19 protein-coding genes are annotated in these 20,036 nt (G+C 68.7%); 18 read left to right on the top strand and 1 reads right to left on the bottom strand.

Annotated elements, in window-relative coordinates:
* Positions 1–455 precede the first annotated feature (455 nt).
* The 13 genes from ACFYMC_RS24115 (at position 456) to ppk2 (ending at position 11,845) form a co-directional block, all read left to right on the top strand.
* Complete coding sequence (locus ACFYMC_RS24115; protein WP_388528752.1) at positions 456–884, top strand: response regulator transcription factor; 429 nt, start codon at positions 456–458, stop codon at positions 882–884.
* A 135-nt stretch (positions 885–1,019) separates the two neighbouring features.
* Entirely contained in the window at positions 1,020–1,307 is a 288-nt protein-coding gene (locus tag ACFYMC_RS24110) for an acyl carrier protein (RefSeq protein WP_388528750.1), read from the top strand.
* Positions 1,304–2,596 (top strand): beta-ketoacyl-[acyl-carrier-protein] synthase family protein, encoded by a 1,293-nt coding sequence (locus ACFYMC_RS24105; RefSeq protein ID WP_388528748.1) that lies wholly within the window; start codon positions 1,304–1,306, stop codon positions 2,594–2,596. The genes ACFYMC_RS24110 and ACFYMC_RS24105 overlap by 4 nt, the downstream gene beginning before the upstream one ends.
* Positions 2,593–3,645: an acyltransferase domain-containing protein gene (locus tag ACFYMC_RS24100; RefSeq protein ID WP_388528746.1), complete on the top strand. Its 1,053-nt coding sequence runs from the start codon at positions 2,593–2,595 to the stop codon at positions 3,643–3,645. Before ACFYMC_RS24105 ends, ACFYMC_RS24100 begins: the two co-directional genes overlap by 4 nt.
* Before the next feature lie 2 nt (positions 3,646–3,647).
* Complete coding sequence (locus ACFYMC_RS24095) at positions 3,648–4,691, top strand: 3-oxoacyl-ACP synthase III family protein (RefSeq protein ID WP_388528744.1); 1,044 nt, start codon at positions 3,648–3,650, stop codon at positions 4,689–4,691.
* Between the two features lies 1 nt (position 4,692).
* Positions 4,693–5,607, top strand: a complete 915-nt coding sequence (locus tag ACFYMC_RS24090) for a hypothetical protein (protein WP_388528742.1) — start codon at positions 4,693–4,695, stop codon at positions 5,605–5,607.
* Positions 5,604–6,494 carry an SDR family NAD(P)-dependent oxidoreductase gene (locus ACFYMC_RS24085; RefSeq protein WP_388528740.1) on the top strand — a complete coding sequence of 297 codons (891 nt, stop codon included), beginning with the start codon at positions 5,604–5,606 and terminating at the stop codon, positions 6,492–6,494. The genes ACFYMC_RS24090 and ACFYMC_RS24085 overlap by 4 nt, the downstream gene beginning before the upstream one ends.
* A 12-nt stretch (positions 6,495–6,506) precedes the next feature.
* On the top strand, positions 6,507–7,067 hold the full coding sequence (locus tag ACFYMC_RS24080) for a carboxymuconolactone decarboxylase family protein (RefSeq protein WP_388528738.1): 561 nt from the start codon (positions 6,507–6,509) through the stop codon (positions 7,065–7,067).
* Positions 7,068–7,427: 360 nt separating this feature from the next.
* The gene (locus ACFYMC_RS24075) at positions 7,428–8,087 is read left to right on the top strand and encodes a TetR/AcrR family transcriptional regulator (RefSeq protein WP_388528736.1); all 660 of its coding nucleotides are present in this window, start codon (positions 7,428–7,430) and stop codon (positions 8,085–8,087) included.
* A 379-nt stretch (positions 8,088–8,466) separates the two neighbouring features.
* A complete protein-coding gene (locus tag ACFYMC_RS24070) occupies positions 8,467–9,834 on the top strand; it encodes a GH1 family beta-glucosidase (RefSeq protein WP_388528734.1) in 1,368 nt (455 codons plus the stop codon).
* Between the two features lie 14 nt (positions 9,835–9,848).
* Positions 9,849–10,595, top strand: a complete 747-nt coding sequence (locus tag ACFYMC_RS24065; protein WP_388528732.1) for an MFS transporter — start codon at positions 9,849–9,851, stop codon at positions 10,593–10,595.
* Positions 10,592–10,798, top strand: coding sequence for a hypothetical protein (locus ACFYMC_RS24060; protein ID WP_388528731.1), 207 nt, complete (start codon positions 10,592–10,594; stop codon positions 10,796–10,798). Before ACFYMC_RS24065 ends, ACFYMC_RS24060 begins: the two co-directional genes overlap by 4 nt.
* 243 nt (positions 10,799–11,041) lie before the next feature.
* The gene (ppk2, locus tag ACFYMC_RS24055) at positions 11,042–11,845 is read left to right on the top strand and encodes a polyphosphate kinase 2 (protein WP_388528729.1); all 804 of its coding nucleotides are present in this window, start codon (positions 11,042–11,044) and stop codon (positions 11,843–11,845) included.
* A gap of 246 nt (positions 11,846–12,091) precedes the next feature.
* On the opposite strand, the gene ACFYMC_RS24050 is transcribed toward ppk2, so the two are convergent.
* Positions 12,092–12,718, bottom strand: a complete 627-nt coding sequence (locus ACFYMC_RS24050) for a hypothetical protein (RefSeq protein ID WP_388528727.1) — start codon at positions 12,716–12,718, stop codon at positions 12,092–12,094.
* A gap of 811 nt (positions 12,719–13,529) precedes the next feature.
* On the opposite strand from ACFYMC_RS24050, the gene ACFYMC_RS24045 reads away from it, so the two are divergent.
* The 5 genes from ACFYMC_RS24045 (at position 13,530) to ACFYMC_RS24025 (ending at position 19,737) form a co-directional block, all read left to right on the top strand.
* Positions 13,530–14,060 carry a hypothetical protein gene (locus ACFYMC_RS24045; RefSeq protein ID WP_388528725.1) on the top strand — a complete coding sequence of 177 codons (531 nt, stop codon included), beginning with the start codon at positions 13,530–13,532 and terminating at the stop codon, positions 14,058–14,060.
* A 286-nt stretch (positions 14,061–14,346) separates the two neighbouring features.
* Entirely contained in the window at positions 14,347–15,438 is a 1,092-nt protein-coding gene (locus tag ACFYMC_RS24040) for a hypothetical protein (protein ID WP_388528724.1), read from the top strand.
* A 566-nt stretch (positions 15,439–16,004) separates the two neighbouring features.
* A complete protein-coding gene (locus tag ACFYMC_RS24035; protein WP_388528722.1) occupies positions 16,005–17,207 on the top strand; it encodes an alpha-hydroxy-acid oxidizing protein in 1,203 nt (400 codons plus the stop codon).
* Positions 17,204–18,010 carry a class I SAM-dependent methyltransferase gene (locus ACFYMC_RS24030; protein WP_388528720.1) on the top strand — a complete coding sequence of 269 codons (807 nt, stop codon included), beginning with the start codon at positions 17,204–17,206 and terminating at the stop codon, positions 18,008–18,010. The genes ACFYMC_RS24035 and ACFYMC_RS24030 overlap by 4 nt, the downstream gene beginning before the upstream one ends.
* 260 nt (positions 18,011–18,270) lie before the next feature.
* Entirely contained in the window at positions 18,271–19,737 is a 1,467-nt protein-coding gene (locus ACFYMC_RS24025; protein ID WP_388528719.1) for a purine-cytosine permease family protein, read from the top strand.
* Positions 19,738–20,036: the final 299 nt, after the last annotated feature.

Below are 20,036 nucleotides of genomic sequence, written 5' to 3'. Positions count from 1 at the left end.
CATCTTGAAACGATCAGTTAGCCCTCAGGACGCTGCCGTGGTCCACGGTGGATCGGCGCGCGTCGACAGTGCGGCACCTCGCAAGGCGGCGGTGCAATCCTGCCGGAGGACCAGATCCGCCAGCCGAACCACCTCGCCGGCCAGCTGGCGGTCAGTCTCCTGGACTCCGGCAGGTATCTGGGTGTGGTGTGGCCTCCGATCGATAACCGAGACCTTCTGCGCGCAGTCGTCATGGCGAGAAATGATCAAACCTGGATATCCGGCCCGCCTCGGAAGGCCCGGAATGATAGCAGCTTCACGATACAGAAGCGCGATATTGCATCATATCTTTAAACCGCTCACCCTGGGTATCTCTTCATGAGCAGGAACGTCACGCCCTTCGCCTGATTATCACAGTAATACATCCACGTTCACGCGCCTGGCAATCGATCTGCAAAGCAAGTACAGAGGTCTCAATGGAATGCTCTGAACACCGTCACGCCCCACCCGCCGAGGCATACAGTTCATGCCTTGCCGCAATCGAAGAGATCCACCGAATCCTCATCCGCCTGGAGAGCGATCTGAACATCCTGCGACTGGCCCCCGCGAACCGGGCTGAGGTGCAGCAGCCCCAGAGCTCCTCACCCATCGAAGTCACCCACGATCCCCGAAACCACGTTCGCCCTCCAGCCGCCTTGGCGCCATTGACGGCCCGTGAGGAGCAAGTCGTGGAGCTGCTTCTCCAGGGGCGCACCAACCGCCGAATCGCCAGCACCCTGCGAATTTCCGAGAACACGGTCAAGAACCACTGCCATTCGATCTTCGTGAAATTCAAGGTGGGAGATCGCACCGAGCTAGTCGCCAGACTCCTGGGCGGTCCAAGAATTCCCACACAGGGTCGATGACAAGAGACTAGGAAGAACGACCCAGCCAGGTCGTGGTGCCAGCGGACCATGGAAAAACGAAACCTCAACGACTTTAGTTGAGGCACGCTGGTTCAGCAGCGTTTCACCTCACCGGAAACAGCCCTGGAGACAAGCATGTCGAACAGCGCCCATCACACCGACTACTCGTCGATCGCCGCACTGGTGGCCGAGGTCTCAGAGGCCGAGCCCGCGAGCGTCACCCCCAAAGCATCGTTGCGAGAGGACCTCGGCCTCGACTCTCTGGGGATCGTCGAACTGGTGACCATCATCCGTGAACGCTTCGACGTCACGATCCCCGAGAACCAGGCTGACGGAGTCCTCACCGTGCAGGACCTCTTCGACCGCGTCAACGACCAGCCCTCGGACGGGTTCCAGCTGACACAGAACGGCTCACCTTCATGAAGAGCTCCCCGACGTCCGTGGTCATCACCGGGTTGGGAAGCAGCACCCCCTTGGGAACGGATACGGCCGCCATGTGGCGCGGCCTGCTCGCCGGGAGATCGGGAGTGCGCGCCCTTGGGGAGCCCTGGGCAGCGGGACTTCCGGTACGCATCGCGGCCCAGGCTGCCGCGGACCCAGGCGCAGGGCTGCCGATCAAAGGCGTCAAGAGGCTCGACCGTTCAGCCAAGTTCGCGTTGAGCGCCGCACTGGAGGCATGGAAGGACGCCGGCCTTTCGCCGTCGGCTCCTGGCTCGGGCCAGGGCCCGCGGCCGGAGGAGTTGGCGGTCGTCATCGGGTCCGCTCTGGGCTCGCAGCAGACGATGCTGGACACCTACGACACCCTCAAGGACAAGGGCCCCGGGGCGGTATCTCCCTATGCCGTCCCCATGTTCCTGGGCAACAGTGCAGCCGCCCAGGTCGGTCTGGCCCTCGGGGCACGGGCCGGGGTGCAGACTCCGGTGAGCGCATGCGCCAGCGGTGCGGAGGCCGTGCTGCTCGGCCTGGAGGCGATCCGGTCCGGACGGGCCAAAGTGGTCCTGGCCGGCGGAACAGACGCCAACATCAACGCCTTGACCATGGCTTCCTTCGCTGCCATGCACGCGCTCTCCCGCCGCAACGAAGAGCCGGAGCTGGCTTCCAGACCGTTCGCCAAGGACCGGGACGGGTTCGTGCTCGGCGAGGGCGCCGGAGTCCTGGTCCTGGAGAGCGCCGAGTTCGCCCGAGACCGCGGAGCACCCGCCTACTGCGAGCTACGCGGTGGCGGCCTGTCCTCCGACAGCCACCACATTGCCCGACCGCCGTCCGACGGCAACGGCTTGGTCGCCGCGATGGAAGCGGCCCTCGGCGACGCCCAAGTCGACTCCCACGGCGTCGGTCTGATCAACGCCCACGCCACCTCCACGCCACAGGGCGACCTGGCCGAAGCAAACGCCCTCCACCAGGTCTTCGGCCTCCACGCGCCCCGAGTGCCGGTGTGCGCACCCAAGTCGGGGATGGGGCATCTTCTCGGCGCGGCGGGCGCGGTCGAGACCGTCATCACAGCTCTGACGCTCCATCACCGACTAGCCCCGCCCGTACTCAACGCGGACGACAGCCTCGATTCGCTGGACCTCGCGCTGGTACGTCGTGAACCGCTGGTGTTGCCGGCGGAACCAGTGACCGCGCTGAACCACTCCCTCGGCTTCGGCGGCCACAACGTGGTGCTCGCCCTCACGACGCTGGCCCACTCCCCCCGGTACCACCGGTCATGAGCACCACACCGACCGTCGCCCTGCTCGCGGGGGTCGGGTCGTGCGTCGCCGGCTCACTGCACGCGGTGCGCAATCATCCCGAGGCGCGGCGGACACTCGACGAGATCGACCGGTCCGTACAACACATACCCCTCGGGGGCACCGTCTCGGACCTGCTGCTCCGCGAGCCCGGTTCCTCGCCCGTCCTCTCAGAACCCCGACACGAATTGCTCCTCCACCTCTCTTCTCTGGCACAAGGGCTGACGATCTTCAGGATGGTTGCACCCCGGTGCGGGTCAGACCCGATGCTGTTGCTCGGCCACAGTCTCGGCGAGGTCACCGCTCTCGCCGCGGCGGGCGTCGTGACAGCCCAAGATGCCGCGGCACTGCTCGTCGCCTGCGCCCGGGCCCGCGCCGCCCACGGATCACCCTCCGGGGCCCTGCTGGCCCTGCGCCAGCCGGTCGACGCGACCCGACGACTCCTCGCCGCGGTGGACCGCCCTGGCTTGGCGATCGCATGCACCAACAGCCCTACACAGACGGTCGTGTCCGGCCCGGCGAGCTCAGTCACCGGTCTTCTTGACCACGCCCGGGAACGGGGGGTCACCTGCACGCTCCTGAAGACCGGCTTCCTCTTCCACAGTCAACTGCTCGCCCCGGTGGCGGCCACGGTGCTGGCCACCGCGGAGCACATCCCGTTCGAGCCGCCCACGCACCCGATCTTCTCACCCCTGTTCGGCCGGATCTGCCTCGGCGTCGAGGAGCTCCGCCAGACGCTGATCCACCACCTCCTCCATCCGGTGCCCTTCGACGCGGCGATCAGGAGCCTGCACGCGGCCGGCGCCCACCGCTTCCTGGAGTGCTCGCCCCGTCCGTTGCTCGCTCCGTTCGTGCGGGCCCACGCTCCGGAAAGCACCGTCGTCGTGCCGATGCGGACCGGGTGGGACTTTCCGCAGGTCGTCGCCGCTTTGGCCACCCATGGGTTCCCACAAGCGGACCCCTTCCGCCTGGCCGACGTGCGTCCGGCCCCCTCGGATCTCCCTGTTCCTTTGACTCGTGAAAGGCCCTGACCGTGCAGACCCGCATTGAGTCGATCGGGGTCCACCTCCCAGCGACCGCGGTGAGTAGTTCCCAGGTAGTCGCGGGGCTGACTCACCCCCTCCAGGTCGACCTCGCCGCCCTGACCGGAATCTCGAATCGACGTGTCCGCGACCGGAGCCCGGACAGTGGCGAGGATTCGCTAGGCCTGGCGCTCTCGGCCGCACGGCGTTGCCTGGCTCGTTCCCGCTATCGCGCGCAGGACTTGGACGTGGTCATCTCTACGTCCATCACCCGCTTTCGCGGCGAACGCATGCAGTGGGAGCCGTCCCTGGCCTTGCAGGTCTGCCGCGAGATCGGAGCTGCCGGAGCCCGCTCCTTCGACCTGTCCAACGCCTGTGCCGGAATGATGACCGGTGTCACGGTCCTCGATCGCATGATCCGGGCGGGTCAGGTCCGCAACGGCCTGGTCGTCAGCGGTGAGTGCGCGACCACCGTCACCGAGACAGCCCAGAAGGAGCTCAGCGGCCTCCGTGACCCACGGCTCGCCTCGCTCACGGTCGGCGACTCGGGAGCCGCTGCCGTCCTCGACCCCGCCGCACCCGGCGGAAGCGACCGGATCCACTACGTGCAGTTGATGACTAGCTCCCGGTTCGCCCGCCTGTGCACGGCGCTCCCGAGCGAGCATGCCGTCGGCATGACGATGCACACGGACAGTGGCAGCCTGCACGGCGAGGACGTGGTGCGCCAGTGGCCCTCCCTGTATCGGAACGTGCTGGACCAACTCGGCCTGGAGTTCGAGAAGGAGGGGTTCGACTACTTGATCCCCCATCAAGTCAGCGCCCAGTTCGTCGAGCGGGTCAAGGCAGTGGGCGAACACGCCTTCGGGCCGATGCCCCCCGCGCTGAAAGTCCTCGACCGGTACGGCAACACAGCCTCCACCTCGCTGTTCGTCACACTCCACGACCATCTGCGTGAACGTCGGGGCGCAGGTCCCACGAAGTACCTGATCGTCGTCTCGGCGTCCGGGGTGGTCATGGGAGTGGCCTCCGCCACCGTTTCCCCGGAGGTGGTGTGAGATGAACGCCGTTCTCCTGGCCGCGGCCACACACACCGACCAGGCCGTCCGCTCCAGCGTCGCCCACGCCCGGCTGGCCGCCGAGCTCTGCCTCGCCCGAGCTGGTGTCGCCCCGGAACACGTCGGCCTACTGATCAACACCGGAATCTACCGGGACCAGAACCTCATCGAACCGGCCATGGCCGCCCTCATCCAGTGCGACCTCGGCATCACCCCCGACTACGCGCGGGACGGCGGCACCGTCGCCGCGCTCTCCTTCGACCTCCTCAACGGGGCGTGCGGGGTGATCAGCGCCATCCAGGTCGCGCAGGCCTTCCTGGCCGAAGACCAGGTCCAGCACGTCCTCATCACCGCTTCCGATGCACACCCCTCCCTCGCAGCTCACCGGCCGTCCTCCTTCCCCTACGACGCCACCGGCGCGGCCATGCTGCTCACCCGGGGAAGCGATCCCCGCAGCGGCTTCGGTCAGGTTGCTGCAACATCGATCCTGAAAGGCGGCGAAACCATCAGTGGCTACAGTGATCTGACGATTCCTCAAGGGCAGGCCCGACACGAAACCATCGTCCAGACCGATCCAGACGCCACCGAACTCCTCGCCCATCACGCCTCCCGACTCGCCGAGGAGTACGCAGCACAGCACGGTCTCGACCTCAACCGCACCCGCTTGATCGTCTCGCGCACGACCCCCGGCCTCGGCGCTGCCGTCGCCGAACGCCTCGGCGTGCCACGACGGAACCTGGTGGACCGCGACCCTTCCGCCCCGGCGCCGCATACCGCGTCGCTGATCGCCGACTACCTGGCCGCCCAGGACTCCGACCACCTCGGCCCCGCCTCCCCCGTCATGTTCCTTGCTGCCGGGGCCGGTCCGGCCTCGGCCTGCGTGGTGTATCACCCGATCCCGGAAGGACCGCGGTGATCCCGGCGCGCGGACGCCGCCGGCACCGAGCCGTGGCCGTGATCACCGGCGGTAGTTCCGGGATCGGCCTGGCCATGGCCACCCGCCTGGTGGGGCGTGGCACCACCGTGGTCCTCGTCGGCCGCAACCTCCAACGACTGGAGACCGCAGCCGCCTCGATCAAAGACCACGCCCGCGCTCCGATCACCACCGCCACCGCAGACGTTGCGGACGCCGAGGCGATCGACCGGATCTGTCAGGAGGCCGCGACCGAACACGGCAGCCTCGACCTGATGTTCAACAACGCGGGGGTACCGGTCACCGGCAGCTTCCAGGAACTGACCCTCGACCACTGGAACCAGTCGATCGAGACCAACCTCAAGGGAGTCATCCACGGCATCGCAGCGGCGTACCCGCTGATGCTCCGTCAGGGCAGCGGCCACATCGTCAATATCTCATCCCTCGCAGGACTGATCCATCCCCCGCTCCTCGCCCCCTACGCAGCCGCCAAAGCAGCCGTCGTCTCCCTCACCTTCGCCCTGCGGGCCGAGGCGGCGGTCAACGGGGTGCGGGCCACCGTCGCCTGCCCCGGATTCGTCGACACCCCGTTCCTCGACCACACCAATCCGGGCCTTCAGGAGACCACCTTCTCCGCCAACTCCCGCGCCGAGATCCGGCGCTACCGCACCCCTACGGCTGACGCCGACACCATCGCACGGCGCATCCTGCACGCCGTCGACCACAACCGCGCGGTAGTCACCGGCTCCCCATCAGCCCGGGCTGCCTGGTACCTGAGCCGCTACGCCCCACAGGCCGCCGGGCTGCTCCGAGAGTTGCGCGCCCGCGCCTATCACACCAGTCCGTCCACCACCCCGCCGCACGAAACGGGCAACGGCCGGAAAGACTAAGGATCACTACGCATGCAAGCCGAGGACACCTCACCGAAACCCGTCTGCCCGCCCCGGATCGAGCCGCTACCCCGTGACGAATGGGCGGCCCTGCTTCCTACCTTGCCCTACCCTCTACCCGGCCAGGAGGACCAGCCACTGAACATCTTCACCGTCCTGGCACGCCATCCGGAACTGTTTCGCCACTGGGTGGGCTTCGCAGGCCTCCTGCTCTTCTGCGGACGCCTACCGCCGCGAACTCGCGAACTGGCCATCCTGCGAACGGCCCACCTGAGCTCTTGCTCCTACGAGTGGGAACACCACGCACCGATCGCCCAGAAGACCGGAATCTCCCTCCAGGCCATCGCGGCCATCTCCCGCTCCCAGCCGGGTGCCCCCTTGAGCCCACCTGATCGTTTGATCATCGCCGCCACGGATGAGCTCCACCGGACCGGCGACCTCAGGGACGACACCTGGGCCAAGCTCCGCGCGCTCCATGACGAACCGCAACTGATCGAACTCGTTTTGCTCATCGGCCAGTACAAGATGCTCGCCACCGCCCTGCGCACCCTGCGGGTCCCGCTCGAAGAATGACCTCGTACAGGCGTCACACCACCCCGCTGACGGTGCTCGGCGTTCGGCCTCGCGCCACCACTGGCGCGGGTCGACCAATCACAGAGTCGGAGGTCTCCCCCCGGGGGTGCGGAACAAGCCCGCAAGCTGGCGACGCGACAGCCGACACCGCTCGACAGCGTGCTAGGTTCGCCGCAGGGCGCTCCGCCATCCCCGGCGGACCTGCGACGCCGGCCACGGCATCTCACCGTGTTGCCTGAGCATCCGAATGCGCCCCGTGTAGAGGGCGCCTCTCCCGCTTCGCGATGTACGGCATCCGCCGTGTGCCGCTCCATCAGGGATGGCTGGAGAGCCCCTTAGTCGGACGACCAGGGGCGCTTGATGGGGGATGCAGCGAAGCCACCGCCACAGTCGCGGTCAGGGCGGCAGAGGCATCCGCAGCAGGCACGCAGCCGCGCCCGCGTCGAAGCTATCCTCGCCGCGGCTGACCGGATCCTGTCCCTAGAGGGGTACGAGGCACTGACCATGCGGCGAGTCGCCCAGGAGGCGGGCTCGCCGGTCGGCAGCATCTACCAGTTCTACCCCGACAAGAGCGCGGTCGTGGACGCACTCGGCCAGCGGTACCTCGAAGCCTTCAAGACCGCCGTCGACGAACTCGTCGGACGGGCCCTCGCGGGTGAACTGACCGACCTGGTCGACACCGTGGTCGACGTCTACGTCGACCTCTTCCGGTCTCAGCCGGGCGGCATGGCGTTGTGGGCCGGTCGCCACCTTAGTGCGGAGCTTGCGCGGGCCGACGAGGCGAGCAACACGCTCGTCGCCGAAGGCCTGTTGCGCATCGTGGAGCACCTGACGGGTGAGCCGGGTGGTGAGCGGGCTCGGCGGGCGACCCGAATGGCGGTCTGGGCGGCCAACGCCGTGCTGCACGAGGTGTTCAAGGGTGACGGTGAACCCGACCTGGCAACCGTGGAGGAGCTCAGACGGATGCTGAACGCCTACTGGGAGGATCTGCGCGGACGGCTCTCGCCCGAGCAAGGCTGAGCCGAGGCGTTCGGGGCATGGGTGGCCCCGGGGAAGGCTCCACACGACCGTCCGGAGGTGGCAGGGCGCACCTCGGCCCCTCGCCCCCGGGTGTCCGTTGGGGCGCCATAAGGTCTCTGGCTGCGGCGGTTTGGGGTGTGATCTCGCCTCGCGGAGAGAACGTTTCCCACCGGCTTCGCCAGCCGGTCCGCCCCATAGAACATGAACAGATGTTCATGTTACGGTGCGGCCCACTCCGCACGGCTGGCCCGAACCGCGCACGCCCCTTTCCACAGCCGCCGGTGGAGCGCGAGACCCAGTACCGGCAGAGGCTCGGGAGGAGCGCCCCCAACCGCCGGACATCGGCAACACCCGCATCCGTAGCGAAGGCAGGTGCCCTATGAGATCGACCTCAGTCGATGCCGCCCGACTCCCCCGGCTCCCCTCCGAGTTCTTATGGGGTGCCTCGACCGCCGCGTACCAGATCGAGGGAGCGGCCGATGAGGACGGCAGGGGCACGTCGATCTGGGACAGCTTCACCCGGCGCCCCGGAACCGTACGGGACGGGCACACCGGCGACGTCGCCTGCGACCACTACCACCGGTTCGACGAGGACGTCTCCCTGATGCGCCGGCTCGGACTCGACGCGTACCGCTTCTCCATCTCCTGGCCGCGCATCCTGCCAAGCGGCGCGGGCAAGGTCGAGCCGCGCGGACTGGACTTCTACGACCGCCTGGTGGACGCTCTGCTCGATGCCGGGATCGAGCCCACACCCACGCTGTTCCACTGGGACCTCCCGCAAGCCCTTGAGGACGAGGGCGGATGGCTCAACCGCGCGACCGCCGACCGGTTCGCCGCATACGCGGCCGTGGCCGCCGAGCGGCTCGGGGACCGGGTCAAGCGGTGGATCACCCTCAACGAGCCCTTCGTGCACATGTCCCTCGGCTACAGCCTCGGGGTGCACGCCCCCGGCCGCACACTGATGCTGGGCGCTCTGCCCGTCGCGCACCACCAGCTCCTGGGCCATGGCCTGGCTACCGCGGCGCTGCGGGCAGCTGTCCCTGACGCGCGGGTCCTGATCGCCAACAACTGCACTCCCGTCCGCCTGCGTTCCGACGCCCGCTCGGACGAGGATTCGGCAGCGGCCACCGCGTACGACGCCCTACACAACCGACTCTTCAACGACCCTATTCTGCTCGGAAGTTACCCCGACCTGTCGCACTACGACATGACCGATCCGAGCTGGGGAGGGGTGGTCCGGGAGGGAGACCTGGACACCATCAGCGCACCCTTGGACGGACTGGGCGTCAACTACTACAACCCGACCTGGGTCACCGCCCCGACCGATCCCGCCGCCGGACTCCCCTTCGACCTTACCGAGCCCCAGGAGCCCTACCAACGAACCACATGCGACTGGCCCGTCGTTCCCGATGGGCTCACCGAGCTACTCACCGGCCTCAAATCGCGCTACGGCAAAGCCCTACCGCCAGTGTGGATCACCGAGAACGGCTGCGCACAGCCCATCGGGTCGCACGACCAGGCGCGCATCGAGTACCTCGCCGGGCACATCGACGCGGTGGCTCGCGCCGTGGCCCGCGGGGTGGACGTGCGCGGCTACTTCACCTGGTCGCTGCTCGACAACTTCGAATGGGCAGAGGGCTACCACCAGCGCTTCGGACTGGTCGAAGTGGACTTCGCCACTCAGCTGCGCACCCCCCGGGCGAGCTTCGAGTGGTACCGCAGCCTGATCGCCCACCAGCGATCCTGAGCGACGCATCCATCATGGCCGAGACGACCCCCGCAGCAGGCGCCCCGGATCACGCCGCCCTCCACGCCGCGCCCGACACCCCGGTCGGGGCGGGCTGGACGTCGACCCTCTCACTGGCCACACTCGCCGCCTTGATGGCTTTCATGACGCCCCTTCAGATTCTGCTTCCCCTCCAGCTGGAGCGCATCGACCCGCATGGCAAGACCACCGCGCTCGCGGTCGTCACCGGCCTCGGTGCGCTCGTGCCGGTGGTGGCCAACCCGATCGCCGGTGCGTTGTCCGACCGGACCACAAGCAGGTTGGGCGCCGCCGGCCGTGGATCATCGGCGGCGCCCTCGCCGGCGCCGCGCCCGGCCCTCGACGCCCGCTCCTTCGTCGGATCGTTCTGGGTGAGTCCGCGACGGTACCCCGACTTCGGCTGGGCCTGGCTCACCCGCTTCCTGATCAACCTCGGCAACGCCCTCGGCACCCTCTACCTGTTCTACTTCCTCGCCGACGCGGTCCACCACGACGACCCCGGCACCGGCGTACTGGTCCTCACGGTGGTCTACACCCTGTGCGCCGCGCTCACCGCCATCCCCGTCGGCGCGCTGTCCGACCGAATCGGCCGCCGCAAGGGCTTCGTCGTGCTCTGTTCACCGGTCATGGCCGCCGCCGCACTGCTGCTGGCCCTGCTCCACACCTGGCCGGCCGCGCTCGCCGCCGCAGGCGCCTCGGCGCCGGTTTCGGCATCTACCTCGCAGTCGACCAGGCCCTGGTGACACAGGTCCTACCCGAGGCCGCCAACCACGCCAAGGACCTCGGCCGCATCAACATCGCCAACTCCGGACCCCAGGTCATCGCCCCTGCCCTCGCCTCGCAGGTCATCGTCCATCTCGGCGGCTATACGGGCCTGTACACCGCCGCGGCCGTGGTCACCCTCGTCGGCGGCCTCCTCGTCAACCGCATCCGCGGCGTGCCCTGACGACCGCCGGGCTGGGAGGCGACCGACCGGCCCGCCCCTCGACATGGTGCACGTCCCGCGCGCGGCGTCTGGTGCAGCGCACCGCGGCGCGAGAAGGTGGCTCTCAGGACCGCCCCTCGCCTCGGTGAACCACCGCTTCGCCACGCGAGCGACGTCGGCGTCCTCGGCATGTGGAAGTACTGTGATGCCCGGCGCGTTCCGGGTCGGATGGGACGGGCTCGGGCAAGTTCGTGGAGGCTGGGTATGGCCGGGGAGAAGACAGCGACGCTGCGTCGCGAGGTGTACGAGAAGGAACTGCGCCGTCTACAGACTGAGCTGGTCAAACTTCAGGAGTGGGTGCGAGCCGAGGGTGCCAGGCTGGTCGTCGTGTTCGAGGGGCGCGACGCGGCCGGCAAGGGAGGGACGATCAAGCGCATCGCCGAGCACCTCAACCCGCGCGTGGCGCGGATCGCCGCGCTCCCGAAGCCCACCGAACGAGAACGCAGCCAGTGGTACTTCCAGCGGTACATCGAACACCTCCCGGCGGCCGGGGAGATCGTGCTTTTCGACCGTTCCTGGTACAACCGCGCCGGGGTCGAGCGCGTGATGGGTTTCTGCACCGGGGAGGAGCACCGGCTGTTCCTCCGACAGTGCCCGGTCTTCGAACGGATGTTGGTAGAGGACGGGATCCTGCTGCGCAAGTACTGGTTCTCGGTGAGCGACATCGAGCAGCAGGAGCGCTTTCGACGGCGTCTCCAGGACCCACTGCGGCGCTGGAAGTTGTCGCCGATGGACCTGGAGTCGATCACCCACTGGGAGGCGTACTCGCGGGCCAAGGACGAGATGCTGGTACACACCGACATCTCCGAGGCCCCTTGGCTCGTCGTCGAGAGCGACGACAAGCGAAGGGCTCGACTGAACATGATCTCCCATTTGCTGGACTCCGTGCCCTACGGCGACGTGCCGCCGCCGGTCATCGAGCTCCCGCAGCGCCCGCCCTCGCGCGGCTACGAGCGCCCACCGCGTGATCTGCAGACCTATGTCCCCGACCACGCGGCCAGCCTCTGAGAGGTGACCCGTAGACGCCTGGTCACCCATCCCGTCTGGCGGCCCGCCACCTCACACCTGCGCGCGGCGGCGATCGGCACGCAGGCGCGGTGCGGGACACACGGGCAGCCCCGCCCAGGCAGGTGCCAGGAGGGGCCGCACACGTGCTGGTCGACGCTGAGCAAACTCGTGCGCACCGGCCGACGCGGGCGCGGGTGGGAGTGGCAGGACGGATCCGGGCGGGCCCTGTCATGCCGTTGGGGCAGGTCAGCGCAGCCAGTCGTGGTCCCTCACGACGGGCAGCCGCGCCCATACCCGGCCCAGCCCCCAGGTAGTGCCTGCTCCCGCGGCTGCGACGGCTATCAGCGCGAAGGCGTAGATCACGTGATAGTCCGTGAAGGGGTGCGTGGACATGCTCGCGGAACCGTCGGACAGGTGCCGCGCAGGCGGCCACTCGGCGATCCACATCAGGGCCATCATGAGCGTGCCCGCCACGGCGGCGAGCCGTAGGGCCACCCCCGTCATGGCGGCCAAACCTATGCCGAGCAGGCCCAGCATGAAGAGCCAGTCCGCCCAGGCCGCCCCGGCCCACGCGTGGAAGGTCGACTCCATCGGCCCGGCGGCGACGGAGCTGAGGAAGCCCTTCGTCGGCGACCCCCCGTCGATCCAGCTCCTGCCGGAAGTGGTGGCGTAGCCGAGGCCGAACGTCTTGTCCAGGAAGGCCCACAGGAACACGGACCCGGTCAGGATCCGTAGGGACGCCAGAGCGCGGGCGGCGGCGGTGTGCGCGCCCAACGCGGTCGAGTCCGCGGTCGAGGAGGCGCTCCTGCTCCTGCGGAAGGCGGCCGACGGGTGGAAGCCCGTTCTGCGATGCGCATGCTCGTGCACTGCCATGATCGCGATCCCTTCGGGGACGGATGGGTGGTCCACTGGGTGGCGTCCTCCAATCTCGTGGACCACGCGGGGCCACGCCCGGGGTCGAAGGTCTCCGAACGTCGGGCCAAACGTCCTCGGGTCAGACCCGGTGGGGGCCGCGTGCAGTGGCGAGCACGGCCGCAAGCGTGCAGTTGCCGGTGGTGTTTCGCCTGACCCCGCTCGCCCGCCGCGTCGCGGGGCATCTACCGCGCAACGCCCAGCCGCAATGAACGGCCTTGCTGCGCAGTGAACTTCGGTAGCATCACGACGCACAACTGGACCACAGCCCGCCACGATCGCCTGCTCGGTCTCCAGCAGCGTCCAGTGACAAGACGGCTCATCCAAGTCCAGCCCCCGTGCCACGGCCGCCAGTCGCTCTCCCCGGAAACGACGACCGCAGTCGCTATTGATCAGAAACTCACAGGGTTCTCGTCGAGGGCGTAGCGGACGCGTGGGCCGCCCACAGCCTTCTCGGCACAGTCGCGGCCACGGCCTGTGAGTGGGAGACGGGGGCGAGTAGGTGGCGGATTTCCGGGATGGTCAGTGTGATCGGATCGCGATTGCCGGCGAGGCGACGGGTGCTGGCGGGCCGATCGTGGGCCGCGTCGGCGGCGAGGGCGGTCCGGCCGACCTTTCGCAATGCTGCGTAGGTGTTCTTTGTCGAGGCGGGGCCGGGTCGGCACGGGCTCTGGGCCGATCATCCGGTGCTTTCGAACGGTGATGTGTCTGGGCGGCAGTGGTGGGGGTCAGGAGTCCAGGGACCGGACCGGCCTGGGAGAGGGAACTGATCGTGCTCCGTACATCCTGGAACGGTGCCCGCGTGCCGATGCTGGCATCGATCGCCGTACTGAGCAGCATCCTGCCACTGGCATCGGCCGCGTCGGCACGGGCCGACGACACGCCGTCGAACTGCACCCGGAGCACCGCCGATCAGGTGACGGTTTTCACCTGCACCGGAAGCCTGAACCAGAACTGGTCCATTTCCGGCGGTGACACTACCGTCGCCATCACCGGCGATGGCGCAACCCCCACGGTTTCCGGTGCGGCGACCCTGGCCTACACCGGCACGGGCGTGTTCGGGCTGACCGTGACCGGCGCCTTCGGCCTCGACGGAGCACCTGGCGCCAACGGCGGAAACGGCCAGAGCGCCAACGAAGGCACGATCAAGATCGACTCGGGGAAGTCCGCGACCGTCACCCTGGTGGGCGGGGACGGTGGTGCCGGCGGCAACGGGCTGAACGGGCGTACGGGCACAGACGGATCGGCCGGCAGCCTGTGGCGCGACGGAGGTGCCGGAGGCGCGGGCGGTGACGTTGCCTGACGGCATGGCGCCTGCCGGCCGGCGCCAATCCGGCGACCTCTTCGGTCACGAGGCTATCCCGGGACAATGGTGGCGGTCCCGGAGCCGGCACAGGACCACGTCACGGGTTCCCCCGGTGCCTTAGGGAGTAACAAGCACGTCTGGTAGCCGCACTTGCACGACGCCGTGTTCCGTCAAGGACTCGATTTCCTCCTGCGGCCGGAAACTGCCGTCTGTTGCCAGCCGCACACGATGTGTAGTTTCTCGGTGTCATGTCGTACATGGAGGGGGACTGACGATGCCTGCGGTGAATCCGGAAGTGGGCTACTCGTACCGGCTGAAGAACAAGCGCACGGGTCTCTACCTGACCAGCGCCGACTTCAGCGCGAGCAGCTACGCGACGATCTACCCGTCGGTCGCGAGCGGCCAGGGGCGGCTGTCGCAGACGTGGAACGTGCTGAGCCTGGACAATGGCGAGTACCTGATCGAGCAGAAGGTCGGCGGGACGATCCTGACCGCGGACAACTACTCCAGCGGCGCGGTGCGGGTGAACCTGGACAACCCGCAGAACACCGCGAACACCACCGTCCGCAACAGTCAGATCTGGATCCTGCGGCCGGAGGGCACCGGGTACACGCTCAGCAACAAGAACGGCGGCCTGTTCCTCACCCCTGACCGCTTCGGCAGCGGCGGCAACGGCCAGGTCAACAAGTACTACCGGGTGTCCGGCGCGGACGGGGACTCCCAGATCTGGGAGCTGGAGCGCGAGGCCAGCTACGACCGCATCATCAAGGCCGAGGTCGGCCCCACCAACTACGGCGCCAGCCCCGTCCCGGCCCCGACCGCGTACTCCCGGCCCAATCCCGACGCGACCCCCGAGGTCCTGATCGGCACCACGATTCTGCCCTCCCCGCTGGTCGCCGACGCTGCCCTGGGGCAGGCCCGCAAGGCCCAGGAGAGCCCCTACTACCTCCTCAAGCGGTACGGCTTCTACAAGGTCGTCTACTACTACGACCACAGCGGCCAGATCGCCAAGACGGAATCCCAGAGCACCACCGTGGGCATGTCCACCACCAACGCCCGCGAGGTCGAGACCACCACCGGCATCTCCGTCACCGCCACGACCTCGATGGAGTACAAGGGCTTCTCCGCCTCCCTGAGCACCACCGTCAGCTACCAGCTGCGCACCAAGGTCGCCACCGAGACCACGAACTCCAGCAGCACCACGGTCACCGTCGAGCGCGCCTACCCGGCCAACGGCAAGCGCCTGGCCCAGAGCATCTGGTTCCGCGCCGACCGCTACGTCCTGGAACGCACCGACGGCAGCAAGGTGATGGAGTGGCAGACCACCACCGACCAGGACACCGTCGACAGCGTCTACCCTCCCGCCACCGGCTGACCGCCGCACCCTCCGGCTGAGACGCCAGCCCTGACCCGCCCGGTGGCCGAGAGGGCGCCGACAGACGGCCGGGCTCGTTCCGGTCGTCCTGCGGTGGTCGGCGCCCGATCGTCAACGGCCGCGCCCCACCTCGGCAGAAGTACCGGATGGGATCGAGGGACTCTCGCCCCGCGGCCCGCCGACGTGAAGGCGCCGCGGCCGGCCAAGGGCTGCCCGGCCCTATCCGGTGGGGCGGCGTGCGGAGTCAGTTGCGGTGCATCGCCACGCGGAGGGTGGACTTCGTAACAGGTGTGTTCGGGCGATCCGACAACACGGCGAGGCGCCGTAGCCGTCGTCGCACGCCCGCCGGGTACCACCGGACAGTCCTTAGGGCGTCCGCCACGTCGACCGTGGGCAGGAAGCCGTCGGTAGTCCCTCGGAGTCGGCAGGGCACCCCGGCGCACCCACATCCCACGCCCCGTGGACTGCGGGGCGCCTCCCCCACCGCGGGCCAGCGTCCCGCAACACACGACCGGGCCCGCGCCCGACCGCCGGCCAAGAACGGTCATGCACAGAAGGAGTCCCGATTGCCTTACGCAGGTGGCTATCAGAGCCAGGTCTTCGCCGCAGGCGGAAGCCCGTTCCCCTTCACCGTTCAAGGGCTGGAGGACGCGGCACGCGAGAAGCTACCGGCCCCCCATTTCGACTACATCGCGGGGGGCGCGGGGCGAGAGCGCACCGTGGCCGCCAACGTGGACGCCTTTGCGCGCTGGGGCCTGAACTACCGCATCCTCCGCGACGGAAAGCCCGGCGTCCCTTCGTACACGGTGTTGGACACCCCCATGGCCATGCCGGTGCTGCTCGCCCCCGCCGGGGTGGCCGATCTGGCCCACCCCGAGGCCGAGCGGGCCGCGGCAAGGGCCGCTGCCGACACCGGAGTCGTGCAGGTGCTGTCCTCGGCGACCTCGACTGCGCTGGAGGACGTCGCCGAGGCCGCCCCAGAGGGGCGCCGGTGGTTCCAGTTCGCCTGGCCCGACGACGAGAAACTCGCCCGCTCGCTCATCGACCGCGCGGAGAACGCCGGATACTCCGCCATCGTGCTCCAGGGCGACTGCCACGTCGCCGGCTGGCGCACCCGCGAACTCGACTCTGCGTTCTTTCCCTTCCAACGCGCCCACGGCATGGGGAACTACCTGTCGGACCGCCGCTTCCGCGAACTGGCCGTCATGGGCCCCCGACCCGCCCGCGGCGCCGCCCTCGACCCCGCCGAGGTGGTGGCCGCGGCGGCCACCTGGAACCGCCTCTACACCCGCCCTGCCCTCCACCCCGGGGACCTCGCGCTCCTGCGCGCCTGGACCGACCTGCCCGTCATCGTCAAGGGTGTCTGCCGACCGGACGAGGCGACCCTGCTGGCCGATGCGGGCGCCGACGCGCTCATCGTCTCCAACCACGGCGGACGCCAGCTCGACAGCGGTCTAGCGGCTCTCGACTGCCTGCCCGGTGTGGTCGCGGCCGTCGGCGGCCGGGTCCCCGTCCTCTTCGACTCGGGCATCCGCACCGGGACCGACGTCCTCATCGCCCTCGCGCTGGGCGCGAGCGCCGTCATGATCGGCAGGCCGTGGCTCTACGGCCTGGCCATCGGAGGGCAGGAAGGCGTCACACACGTCCTGCGGTGCCTCGAAGCCGAGTTCACCGGCGCACTCGCCCTCACGGGGCACCGTGACCCCGCCACCCTGTCACCCGCCGACCTCACCCCTGTCACCACCCCGAGCAACCGGAGAGCCCGTTGACCACCCGCACCGAACGCTACGGCGACCACATATTCAGCCACACCAGGGCGGACGAGAGGGCCCGCCTGACCGCCCTGGCCGAGGTCCTCGACCCGATCTCCCTCGATGCCCTGGCAGCCCCTGCATCCGGTCCCGTCCGCCGGTGCCTGGAACTCGCCGCCGGGACCGGCAGCGTTGCCCGCCGGATGCTCGACCTGTTTCCCACCGCCCACGTGACCGCCACCGAAGTCGACCTCCGCTTCCTCGACGCGATATGCGAGGACCGGCTGGAGATTCTCCACCACGACGTCACGGCCGACGGTTTCCCCGACGGCTCCTTCGACGTCATCCACGCCCGCTACCTCCTCCACCACCTGCCCACCCGCGAGGAGACCTTCGGCCGGATCGTCCGCTGGCTGGCCCCCGGCGGCCGACTCATCATCGAGGAGCCTGCCCTGTTCTCCCTGGAGGCCGCGCGGGACGAAACCTACCGTCGGGTCTCGCTGGGCGCCCTGCGGGTCCTGGCGGAGCGTCTCGGTACCGACTGCACCCACTGGGGCCTCGACCTGCCCCGCACCGCGACGGCCAAGGGCCTGACGGACATCACCCTGCGCACCACTGTGCCCACCGTGACCCATGACAGCCCCATGGGCCGCTTCTGGCGCCTGACCCTCGCTCACCTCGCCCCGGAGATCGAAAGGCTGCCGGGAGTGCTCCCCGACGACACCCCGACCGTCCTCGACCGGCTCGCGCGCCCCGGTCTCGTCGAGATGGGCATGGCGACGGTCACCCTCACTGCGGCCAAGCCCGCCCGGGCCTCCTGACAGCAAGCGGCGGCGGCTGGGGCACCACACCGTGGACCGGCACCAAAATGAGTAGGCGATGCTCACGCCGCGCGCGAACCGGCCTGTGATGCTCGGGCGGTATGGGCGTCGGCACGCGTCGCATCGGTGAACTCCCCACTGCGGAAGCCGCCGGAGCACGCGGCTGCGCCCCGTCGGAGCCCCCGCCGACTGTCGATGGCAGCCGGCCGGGGCTTCGACGCCCAAAGACCGCCGCCACGCACCACGAGGAACACATGCCCATGTCCAGCCCGCCGACGCATGCGCCGTTCACCACGGCCGCACAGGACAGCGCCGCCGACCCGAGCGGCATCGAGATCCGATCCATCGACTGGATCCCCACGGCAGAGCGTCACGGTAGGGTGCGCCACCTCGGGGCGCTGTGGTTCGTAGGCAACATCAACCTCACCGCGATGGCCACCGGGGTCGCCGCGCTGAGCATCGGCACCAGTCTGATGTGGACCCTCGTCGCGACGGTACTGGGTTCGCTGTTCGGTACGTTCTTCATGGCGTTCCACTCGGCCCAGGGACCGCATCTCGGTCTCCCGCAACTCGTGCAGTCGCGCGCCCAGTTCGGATACCTGGGAGCCGCTCTGAGCGTATGGGTGTTCGCTCTGGTCAACTACCTGGCCTTCAATGCCGCGGACGCGATCCTCTCCGGCGACGCCGTGCACATCCTGTTCGGTATCGACGACAGCCTCGGCTATCTCTTCTCCGCCTCTGTGGCCGCGGTCATCGCCCTGTTCGGATACCGGTGGATCCATCGACTGAGCCGATGGTTGACCTGGCCCATGGCCGCGACCATGTGCGTGTTGACGCTGTCCGTGGTAGCCGGGGAGGAACTGCCCCCCGCCTTCTTCGAGTTCGGCGTGTTCGACACGGCGGCCTTCATGACCGTCTTCGTGATGGTGACGGGATTCCAGCTCGGCTGGGCGCCCTACGTCTCGGACTACTCCCGCTACCTGCCGGCTCAGACCACGACACGGTCGGCCTTTTGGTGGACCTACGCCCCCAGCGCCCTGTCAGCGATCTGGGTCTTCGCCATCGGTGCGGTGTCCTCATCCGTCGCACCGGACGCCACACCCGTGGCCGCCTTCGAGCAGTTGGCGGACGGACTGGCGGACGGCCTGGGGCGGGTCGTGGTCGCCACGCTCCTGGTCGGCCTGCTCGCCGTCATGGCGATCAACCAGTACGGCGGGATGATGGCCATCATCTCGATCCGGGACAGCTTCCTTCCCGTGCGGCCGACCCGCCGCATCCGCGCGGTCTGCATCGGCATCATGTTCGTACTGGTCTGGGGGATCGCCCAGTTCGTGGGCGTCGACCGGTTCAACTCGTTCTACGGGAACGTCCTCATCTTCCTCACCTACCTCTTCACTCCGTGGACGGCGATCAACCTGGTCGACTACTTCTTCGTCCGCAGGGGCACCTACGCGATCACGGAACTGTTCAATCCGAGGGGGATGTACGGACGGTGGGGTTGGCGCGGCAACCTCTCCTACCTCTTCTGCGCGGCGGTGATGGTTCCCTTCATGGTGACCGTCCCCTTCACCGGCTTCGCAGCCCGGGCGCTGGGGGGTACCGACTACTCCGTGTTCGTCGGCCTGCCCGTGGCCGGACTGACCTACCTCCTGCTCTGCCGCTCGATCGATCTCACGGAGGAACGGCGCGTCGCCGCGGAAGAATCCCTCATCGGCCCTGCACGGTGAGCGCTCCGACATCTCGGACGCACTCGCGCGTGTCGGTCCTTGGGCGTGTTGCGAAGGTAGCGCTGTCCGTCCGGAGGGCGGGCCCCGCGGCCTCTGGTGCGGGCGCTCGCAAGGCGGAGGGTCACCCCGTACTTGGGTGATTCCGACAACACGGCGAGCGTGCGTGCCAGACGCCGCGGGGCAGTCGGGACGCTCACAACACGCCCTAGTAGTGCTTGGTCAGGTTGGTGTGGTGCTTGGTATGTCGCGGTGGCAGGTGGGGCAGGCGCCGGTCCAGGTGGCGAGGAGGGTCTGTAGTT

The sequence above is a fragment of the Streptomyces sp. NPDC006879 genome (assembly GCF_042869595.1).
Lineage (GTDB): Bacteria > Actinomycetota > Actinomycetes > Streptomycetales > Streptomycetaceae > Streptomyces.
This window is presented reverse-complemented; position numbering and strand designations above follow the sequence as displayed.

Coding starts and splice junctions, on each gene's coding strand:
- ACFYMC_RS24050 (WP_388528727.1), bottom strand. CDS start 12,718: ATGGCAGTGCACGAGCATGCGCATCGCAGAACGGGCTTCCACCCGTCG.
- ACFYMC_RS24025 (WP_388528719.1), top strand. CDS start 18,271: ATGTCCAGCCCGCCGACGCATGCGCCGTTCACCACGGCCGCACAGGAC.
- ACFYMC_RS24065 (WP_388528732.1), top strand. CDS start 9,849: ATGGCCGAGACGACCCCCGCAGCAGGCGCCCCGGATCACGCCGCCCTC.
- ACFYMC_RS24115 (WP_388528752.1), top strand. CDS start 456: ATGGAATGCTCTGAACACCGTCACGCCCCACCCGCCGAGGCATACAGT.
- ppk2 (WP_388528729.1), top strand. CDS start 11,042: ATGGCCGGGGAGAAGACAGCGACGCTGCGTCGCGAGGTGTACGAGAAG.
- ACFYMC_RS24090 (WP_388528742.1), top strand. CDS start 4,693: ATGAACGCCGTTCTCCTGGCCGCGGCCACACACACCGACCAGGCCGTC.
- ACFYMC_RS24070 (WP_388528734.1), top strand. CDS start 8,467: ATGAGATCGACCTCAGTCGATGCCGCCCGACTCCCCCGGCTCCCCTCC.
- ACFYMC_RS24100 (WP_388528746.1), top strand. CDS start 2,593: ATGAGCACCACACCGACCGTCGCCCTGCTCGCGGGGGTCGGGTCGTGC.
- ACFYMC_RS24110 (WP_388528750.1), top strand. CDS start 1,020: ATGTCGAACAGCGCCCATCACACCGACTACTCGTCGATCGCCGCACTG.
- ACFYMC_RS24105 (WP_388528748.1), top strand. CDS start 1,304: ATGAAGAGCTCCCCGACGTCCGTGGTCATCACCGGGTTGGGAAGCAGC.
- ACFYMC_RS24075 (WP_388528736.1), top strand. CDS start 7,428: ATGGGGGATGCAGCGAAGCCACCGCCACAGTCGCGGTCAGGGCGGCAG.
- ACFYMC_RS24080 (WP_388528738.1), top strand. CDS start 6,507: ATGCAAGCCGAGGACACCTCACCGAAACCCGTCTGCCCGCCCCGGATC.